The 8,047-nt window shown below is 34.4% G+C and carries 8 protein-coding genes; 7 read left to right on the top strand and 1 reads right to left on the bottom strand.

Annotated elements, in window-relative coordinates:
- Positions 1–447 precede the first annotated feature (447 nt).
- Positions 448–2,295 (top strand): translational GTPase TypA, encoded by a 1,848-nt coding sequence (gene typA / locus E4T68_RS07765; RefSeq protein ID WP_135125749.1) that lies wholly within the window; start codon positions 448–450, stop codon positions 2,293–2,295.
- A 354-nt stretch (positions 2,296–2,649) separates the two neighbouring features.
- On the opposite strand, the gene spxA is transcribed toward typA, so the two are convergent.
- Positions 2,650–3,042 carry a transcriptional regulator SpxA gene (gene spxA, locus E4T68_RS07760; RefSeq protein ID WP_135125747.1) on the bottom strand — a complete coding sequence of 131 codons (393 nt, stop codon included), beginning with the start codon at positions 3,040–3,042 and terminating at the stop codon, positions 2,650–2,652.
- 263 nt (positions 3,043–3,305) lie between these two features.
- Here spxA and pyrR point away from each other — a divergent pair, with 263 nt between their 5' ends.
- From pyrR to E4T68_RS07730, 6 genes are all read left to right on the top strand, one after another.
- Positions 3,306–3,857: a bifunctional pyr operon transcriptional regulator/uracil phosphoribosyltransferase PyrR gene (gene pyrR / locus E4T68_RS07755; RefSeq protein ID WP_135125745.1), complete on the top strand. Its 552-nt coding sequence runs from the start codon at positions 3,306–3,308 to the stop codon at positions 3,855–3,857.
- Entirely contained in the window at positions 3,850–4,737 is an 888-nt protein-coding gene (locus tag E4T68_RS07750) for an aspartate carbamoyltransferase (protein WP_135125743.1), read from the top strand. Before pyrR ends, E4T68_RS07750 begins: the two co-directional genes overlap by 8 nt.
- A gap of 189 nt (positions 4,738–4,926) precedes the next feature.
- The gene (locus tag E4T68_RS07745; protein ID WP_135125741.1) at positions 4,927–5,472 is read left to right on the top strand and encodes a 5-formyltetrahydrofolate cyclo-ligase; all 546 of its coding nucleotides are present in this window, start codon (positions 4,927–4,929) and stop codon (positions 5,470–5,472) included.
- Positions 5,465–6,163: a rhomboid family intramembrane serine protease gene (locus E4T68_RS07740; RefSeq protein ID WP_167753865.1), complete on the top strand. Its 699-nt coding sequence runs from the start codon at positions 5,465–5,467 to the stop codon at positions 6,161–6,163. Before E4T68_RS07745 ends, E4T68_RS07740 begins: the two co-directional genes overlap by 8 nt.
- Before the next feature lie 14 nt (positions 6,164–6,177).
- The gene (locus E4T68_RS07735) at positions 6,178–7,137 is read left to right on the top strand and encodes an ROK family glucokinase (protein WP_135125737.1); all 960 of its coding nucleotides are present in this window, start codon (positions 6,178–6,180) and stop codon (positions 7,135–7,137) included.
- 27 nt (positions 7,138–7,164) lie between these two features.
- Positions 7,165–7,569, top strand: a complete 405-nt coding sequence (locus E4T68_RS07730; protein WP_135125735.1) for a rhodanese-like domain-containing protein — start codon at positions 7,165–7,167, stop codon at positions 7,567–7,569.
- Positions 7,570–8,047: the final 478 nt, after the last annotated feature.

Here is an 8,047-nt window from a genome sequence, read left to right as displayed (position 1 = left end):
GTTTAAATATTTTACATATTTACGAACTCGAGTATTTTTAGTGCAAGAAAAATTATTTAAACCATCTTAATATGGGCTGAAAAGTCTATCAAATCAGTATGCTTATTGTCAAGGCACGCTCACGCTATAAACCTTGACAACTGCATACCGATTCGAAAAGAAACAATTAGCCCTATTAAGAAAAAACAACTTAATATTTGCTGGAATTTTTACTTACCAACATAATTTGACGAAGAGCCCTTTTTTTTTAAGATTGTAAGATATGGGAAGACTTTGAGATGTGGTAAAATATACTCGAAAGACTATAGCATTCAAGTTGTTTGATGCAGAAAAATGAAAAAATAGTGCAAAAAACGGAAATAATAGATTTTTTTCTTTTCATTTACACTGACTTTTGTTAAAATAAATCAGTTATAAGTGTAGGTAGAACATAAATTGGAGGAAGATATGACAGTAAGAAATGATATTCGTAACGTTGCCATTATTGCGCACGTTGACCATGGAAAAACGACTTTAGTAAACGAACTATTGAAACAATCTCATACTTTAGATGCACGTGCACATTTAGAAGATCGTGCAATGGATTCAAATGATTTAGAAAAAGAACGTGGTATTACTATTTTAGCGAAAAATACAGCCGTACAATACCATGACACACGTATCAATATTATGGATACACCAGGACATGCTGATTTTGGTGGAGAAGTTGAACGTATTATGAAAATGGTAGACGGAGTTTTACTTGTTGTTGATGCGTATGAAGGCACAATGCCTCAAACACGCTTTGTGTTGAAAAAGGCTTTGGAGCAACATTTAACGCCTATTGTTGTAGTCAATAAAATTGATAAAGATACTGCTCGTCCCGCTGAGGTTGTAGACGAAGTATTGGAATTATTTATTGAATTAGGTGCAGATGATGATCAATTAGAGTTTCCAGTTATTTATGCTTCAGCGATTGGAGGGACATCTAGTTTATCAGACAATCCAGCTGATCAAGAGCCGACAATGGATCATATTTTTAACACGATTATTGACCATATTCCTGCTCCAGTAGACAATAGTCAAGAACCGTTACAATTCCAAGTGTCTTTATTAGATTACAATGATTATGTTGGACGTATCGGAATTGGACGTGTATTCCGTGGAACGATTAAAGTAGGCGATTCAGTATCTGTACTAAAAATAGATGGCTCCTCTAAAAATTTCCGTGTCACTAAATTGTTTGGTTTCTTTGGTTTAGACCGTGTAGAAATTCAAGAAGCAAAAGCAGGAGATTTAATTGCTGTTAGTGGAATGGAAGATATATTCGTTGGAGAAACAGTGACTCCAGTTGATGTACAAGAGGCCTTACCAATTTTGCATATTGATGAACCAACATTGCAAATGACATTTTTGACAAATAATTCACCATTTGCTGGACGTGAAGGAAAACATGTAACATCTCGTAAAATTGAAGAACGGTTAATGGCAGAATTACAAACAGACGTATCTTTACGTGTTGAGCCAACAGACTCTCCAGATGCATGGACAGTATCAGGACGAGGTGAATTACATTTATCTATATTAATTGAAACAATGCGTCGTGAGGGATACGAATTACAAGTATCGCGTCCAGAAGTGATTATTCGTGAAATTGACGGTGTTCGTTGTGAACCGTATGAACGTGTCCAAATTGACACACCTGAGGAGTATATGGGGTCTATTATTGAAACGTTAAGTTCTCGTAAAGGCGAAATGCAAGAAATGGTTCCAACGGGAAATGGCCAAATTCGATTGATTTTCTTGGTACCTGCAAGAGGCCTGATTGGTTATTCAACAGAATTTTTATCTATGACAAGAGGATACGGCATTTTAAACCACACATTTGATCAATATTTACCAGAAATTAAAGCTAAAATTGGTGGTCGCCGTAATGGAGCATTAGTATCTACTGAAACAGGCAAAGCAACAACTTATGGAATTATGGGAATTGAAGATCGTGGAACGATTTTCGTTGAACCAGGTACAGAAGTGTATGAAGGAATGGTTGTTGGCGAAAATTCACGTGATAACGATATTGCTGTTAATATTACACGTGCTAAACAAATGACAAATATCCGTTCAGCCACAAAAGATCAAACAGCAGTTATTAAACGTCCACGCATTTTATCGCTAGAAGAATCTATTGAATTTATGAGTGATGATGAATACTGTGAAGTAACACCTGAAAACATTCGTTTGCGTAAACAAATTTTAGACAAAGGCGAACGTGACCGTGTGGCTAAACGTAAGAAAAAAGCTGAAGAACAAGCGTAATAACACTAACTCAAAATAATGAGTTATAAAAGAATGCGTAAAAAATTAATAAAATAGACTAATGACTTAAAGACAGAGTAGTTAGCATATAAGACGCTAACTACTCTGTTATGTATATTCTTGTGAAGTGATTGAAAACAAATAGAATTGTTTTTACTACATGCACCTATTATCTGATAGATACTAACATTTTAAATAGGAAGTTTTTATACTTTTTAGACGATACCATTATTTTATGTGGGTTTTTCTAAATAAAATGTTGCTCTATATAGAAATGTAAAAAAGAAGCAAACGATTCCGATTTTAGTAGGTAATCTTGCTTCTTTTAATTTTTTAAACATGTATTCATACCAATTAAATAGCTTGTTGTGCGGCTAACAAGTCTAAAACCCGTACCGAACGAGGTAAAAAACGTCTGATTTCATCTTCGTTGAAGCCAACTTGCAGTTTTTTGTCATCCATTAAAATAGGGCGACGTAATAGAGTTGGATTTTCATGAATTAATGTTAGTAATTGACTTAATGGTAATTCATCTAGTGAAATATCTAGTTTTTTAAATGTTTTAGAGCGTTGTGAAATAATTTCTTCTGTACCGTCTTCAGTAACTCTTAAAATATTTTTAATTTCATCAATGGATAATGGATCTGAGATGATATTACGTTCAACATAGGGAATATTGTGTGTTTCCAACCATGCACGAGCTTTACGGCATGATGCACAGCTTGGAGAAGTATATAAGGTAATCATTTTAAAGCCACTCCTTTCAAACGAGATGCTATATAAAAACAACTAGTAACACAAGTTACTACGACAAACATTATATCACGATTGTAGTATAAATCATAGGCTTTTTTCAAAAAAAATTGAGATTTTTTTTGAAAAGTGGAATATATTGTAAGATTATGGACTGATTTAACACAATATCTTGTGTATGAGTGAAGACAATAGAGGGTTATTGCGAAATTGGAGAAGGTCATTTATAATGGAACTATAAAATAGAGGTGAAAATTATGGCAAGTATTACAATATTAGAAGAAGATGCAATACGTCGTTCGTTAGTAAGAATTACACATGAGATTTTGGAAAAACATAAAGGTACAGAAAATCTTGTGTTAATAGGGATAAAAACAAGAGGTATTTATTTGGCAGAACGTATTGCTGAAAAAATTAAGCAATTTGAGCAAGTTGATGTTCCAGTTGGTGTATTAGATATTACGCTATATCGAGATGATCGTCACGATAGTCAGCTTAATCAAGATCCCGTTTTAAATGGAACTAATATTCCGGTTGATATTAGTGATAAACATGTTGTTTTAGTAGATGATGTTCTCTTTACTGCACGTACAATTCGATCAGCTATGGACGCTATTATGGACCGTGGGAGAGCGAAAAAAATTACTGTGGCAGTTTTAGTTGATCGTGGGCATAGGGAATTACCTATTCGTGCGGACTATATTGGTAAGAATATTCCAACAGCAATAGACGAACAAATCTTAGTTCGCTTGGAAGAGATTGACGGCAAAGATGAAGTGGTTTTGAAAAAGAGGGAGCATCATGGCTAGAAGGAGCATAAAACATTTTCAACATTTTATTTCCATAGATAATGTGTCTAGTGAAGATATTCAACAGTTCATTCAAAGAGCATTGTCGTATAAAAAAGGAGATAGTTATCACTTTTTAGAACCTAAATTTATGGCAAATTTGTTTTTTGACAAGAGCACGAGAAATAAATATAGTGTAGAAATGGCACAAAAAAGATTAGGAGTAAAAACAGTGGATATAGAGCTGGAGCATGTGAACTCATTATATGATACAGCTTTAACCCTGTCGGCATTAGATGTCGATGCTTTAGTTATTCGGACAAAAGAAGAACAAGATTTTTCAAGATTAGTAGAACAACCTAATATTCATTGTTCAATTATTAATGCAGGTAACGGTATGGGACAAAATCCTATTCAAACTATGGCTGATTTAATGACTATTTATGAGGAGTTTCAGCGTTTTGAAGGGCTAAAAGTAGGCGTTATTGGAGATGTGAAACATTCCAGGTCGGCACACTCAAATATACGAGCATTAGTTAGATTAGGGGCAAAGATACTATTTTCAGGACCTAAAGAATTATTAGTTGAAGAATGTCCATTATTCGGTAATCATGTGACAATTAATGAACTGTTGGAAGAAGTGGATGTTGTCATGATATACCGTTCTCAATTTAATGAGGACAATACATATAAGACAGAGCAGTATTTTGATCAATATGGTTTGACAAAGGAAAGAGCAAAAATGATGAAACCACATGCTATTATTATGCATTCTGGTCCTATTGAACGAGAAACAGATTTAGATAGTCAGCTTATTGAAAGCGAACAGTCCCGTATTATCATTCAGTTGAAAAATACAATTTACATGAATATGGCAATTTTGGAAGCTGTTTTAGCTTAGTAAACACAACATTATTGTAAAGAACTAGCTGAAGATGGCATAGGATAGACGATGTATGTTTGTCTGATAAAGTGCATTGAAACAAAGAACACGACATAGTGGTTAGGAGTAGAGCGTTATGATAAAGCTGATGCATGTGTATTGCAGGGAGCGACTAGCTACAAAAAAATGAACTAGGTAGGTAAGGCTATGACAAAAAAAGAGGTGCGACGACATGTATTATCTAAACTATGTGCCATTTCTAAAGAAAGAAGATACTGTGTAGAGCAATTTTTTTCCGAACAATTACAGTGTTTACCACAGTGGAAAGAGGCACAAACAGTAGGGATAACATTATCTATGTTTCCTGAGTGGGAAACACGCGGAATTATTCAGTTGGCCATTGAACAAGGGAAAAGAATAGCGCTTCCTAAAGTACTGACTAAAGAAAAAATGATATTTGTTTACTATGCATTGGAAGATAGTGTGAAAAAAAGTGTCTTTGGTGTAGAAGAACCGCTTGGAGATGATGAAGTAGAGCATATTGATTTGCTTATTGTTCCGGGTGTCGCATTTAATGATAAAGGGTATCGCTTAGGGTTTGGCGGTGGATATTATGACAGATATTTAGCGTCTTTTAAAGGGAATACAGTATCTTTTGTATCAAAAGAGCAATGTGTGGACTTTCCTATTGAAAAACATGATATACCTGTGCAACAACTCATTATTGAAAATGTCGGAGAATATCGTGTATAATAAAAGAAATAAGGTGTTGAAAGGAGAAAAGATGTTTAATCGTTTTAAAAATATTTCAACATATATGCAAGCAACAATTGTGTTAATTTTGATAAATTGCATTGTGTTTTTAGTAACACTAAGCAAAGGGGCAACGGTTGATGTGTTCATACAATACGGTGCTATGTATAAGCCATTAGTACAATTCAAGTATGAATTTTGGAGATTCTTTACGGCTATGTTCCTACATGCTGATGCGATGCATCTAACCATGAATGTGTATTCCTTATATTTGGCAGGGAAAATTTTGGAACCTATTTTTGGAACCTATAGGTTTTTACTTATCTACTTTGCAGGAGGATTACTAGGAAATTTATTCAGCTATGGTCTGCATGGGATTAGCACAGTATCCTTAGGGGCTAGTTCAGCAGTTTTTGGGTTGTTTTCAACTATTGTTTTGTTGACAAAAGTCTTTCCGCATCATAAAGGTATTTATATACAGTCGCAGCAATTCTTTGTTGTGATTTGTATTAATCTGATATACAGTTTATCTCCGGGAATCGACTTGTGGTCACACGTTGGTGGTTTAATTGGTGGAGGATTAGCAGGATATTGCCTAGGATCTTGGCAAATAAAACCTCAGCAAAAAGTCATTAGTATTGTTATTTATATTGGATTATTATTGAGTATGTTTTTTATAGGATTTAATTAAGAAAGGACAAGACTATGCAAAAAATTATTGGTGTTGATTTAGGTGGAACAAGTGTAAAAATGGCGATAGTATCTCTTGAGGGAGAAGTGTTGACAAAGTGGAGTATTTCAACAAATAAGTTGGACAATGGTCAACATATTGTAAAAGATATTATTCAATCTATTCAGCAGCATTTGGACTTATACAGTTTAAATGCTTCGGATATTAAAGGGATAGGCATTGGTAGTCCAGGGGCTATTGATAAGAAAAAAGGAAGTGTAACAGGAGCGTATAATTTGGGTTGGGCAAGTGAGCAACCAGTTAGAGCGTTGATGCAAGAAGCGTTACAGATTCCAGTATTTATTGAAAATGATGCTAATGTTGCAACTCTAGGTGAACGTTGGAAAGGAGCCGGACTAAATGCAGACGATATGGTTTTGGTGACTTTAGGTACAGGCGTTGGTGGTGGAATTGTAACGAATGGAAAACTGGTGAATGGGAGTAAAAATTGTGCAGGCGAGATTGGACATATTTTGATTGATGCACACGGACTAAATTGCACGTGCGGGAAAAAAGGGTGTTTAGAAACTGTTGCAAGTGCAACGGGTATTGTTCAGCTTGCACGTCAACACTCGGATAAATATGCTGAAAAGACAACGTTAAAAAACATGATTGATGATGGAATCGTAAGTGCTAAAGATATATTTGATTACGCTAAATGTGGCGACAAGTTGGCACAACTTATCGTAAATCAGTTTGCAGAATATCTTGGAATTGCATGTAGTCATATTGCGAATATGCTTAATCCTCGTTATATTGTTATTGGCGGTGGTGTATCTGGTGCAGGTGAGTTTTTAATTCAGCAAGTAAACAAGTATTTTGAAAAATATGTGTTGACAACGATTAGTAACAGTACAGAATTGGTTTTAGCGACTTTAGGTAATGATGCAGGGGCTATTGGTGCTGCAAGTCTGGTATTGAGTGAAAGTGAATAATTGTAAAAGAGGAGATTAGTAAAGACTATGAATTTTTTTGATGTAATGTCTATCTTTGTGATAACATTTGCTGTTGTATACGGAAGCTATCATATATATTTGTGGATTGAGCGACGTTGGGCAGCTAAGTATATAAAGGCTGATGAATTTAGAGAAGGTATGCGAAGTGCTCAAGTGATTGATGTGCGTGAAAAAGATGATTTCAATGCTAAACATATTTTAGGGGCTAGAAATATCCCATTCAGTCAATTTAAACAAAATTTAGGACAAATAAGAAAAGACCAACCTATTTATTTATGTGATGATTTTATGCTTGTTGCAGGAAAAGCGGCTGGGCGTTTGAAAAGAGCAGGGTATAAAGAGATTTATATTTTAAAAGGTGGCTTAGAACGCTGGCAAGGAAAAGTGAAAACTGTCAAAAAAGGAAACTAATCTTTTAGCAAACATGCTCATTCCATAAGACATCATCTTATTTAATCTAATTAATAAAAACGGAAAAGCGAGCGTAAAAAATAGGACGCATTTTGGTTGTGCAATGAAGGTAAATAGAAAAAACAGAACGAATAAGAATACTAGTTTTATTTATTTGGAAAGTGCATCAAAAAATGTCCTAAAATTTTAAGAGTATAAAATAAACGTGTTGACAAATGGTTTTAAATCGAGGATTTCAAGTACCTCATTTAGGGTGTACAATAAATCGTGTTGGTGAACAAAAAAGTTCGCCAACACGATTATTTTTTTATAGAAAAAAGTGAAGCAAACCAGTAAACTATAAGTTGAGAGAAAATAGTAAAGAGGTGCTTCACATGGATAAGAATACCAGAAAATTATTGAAATTGGAAGAAGAATTTGAATTTCCAGAAAATTGGCTAACTCAAGACGTACAACATCATATTAAATATCATATTAT

This window comes from Granulicatella sp. WM01 (genome assembly GCF_004570605.1).
In the GTDB taxonomy this organism is placed as follows: Bacteria; Bacillota; Bacilli; order Lactobacillales; family Aerococcaceae; genus WM01.
Note: the sequence above shows the minus strand (reverse complement) of the source record. Positions and strands in the feature narration are given on the sequence as shown.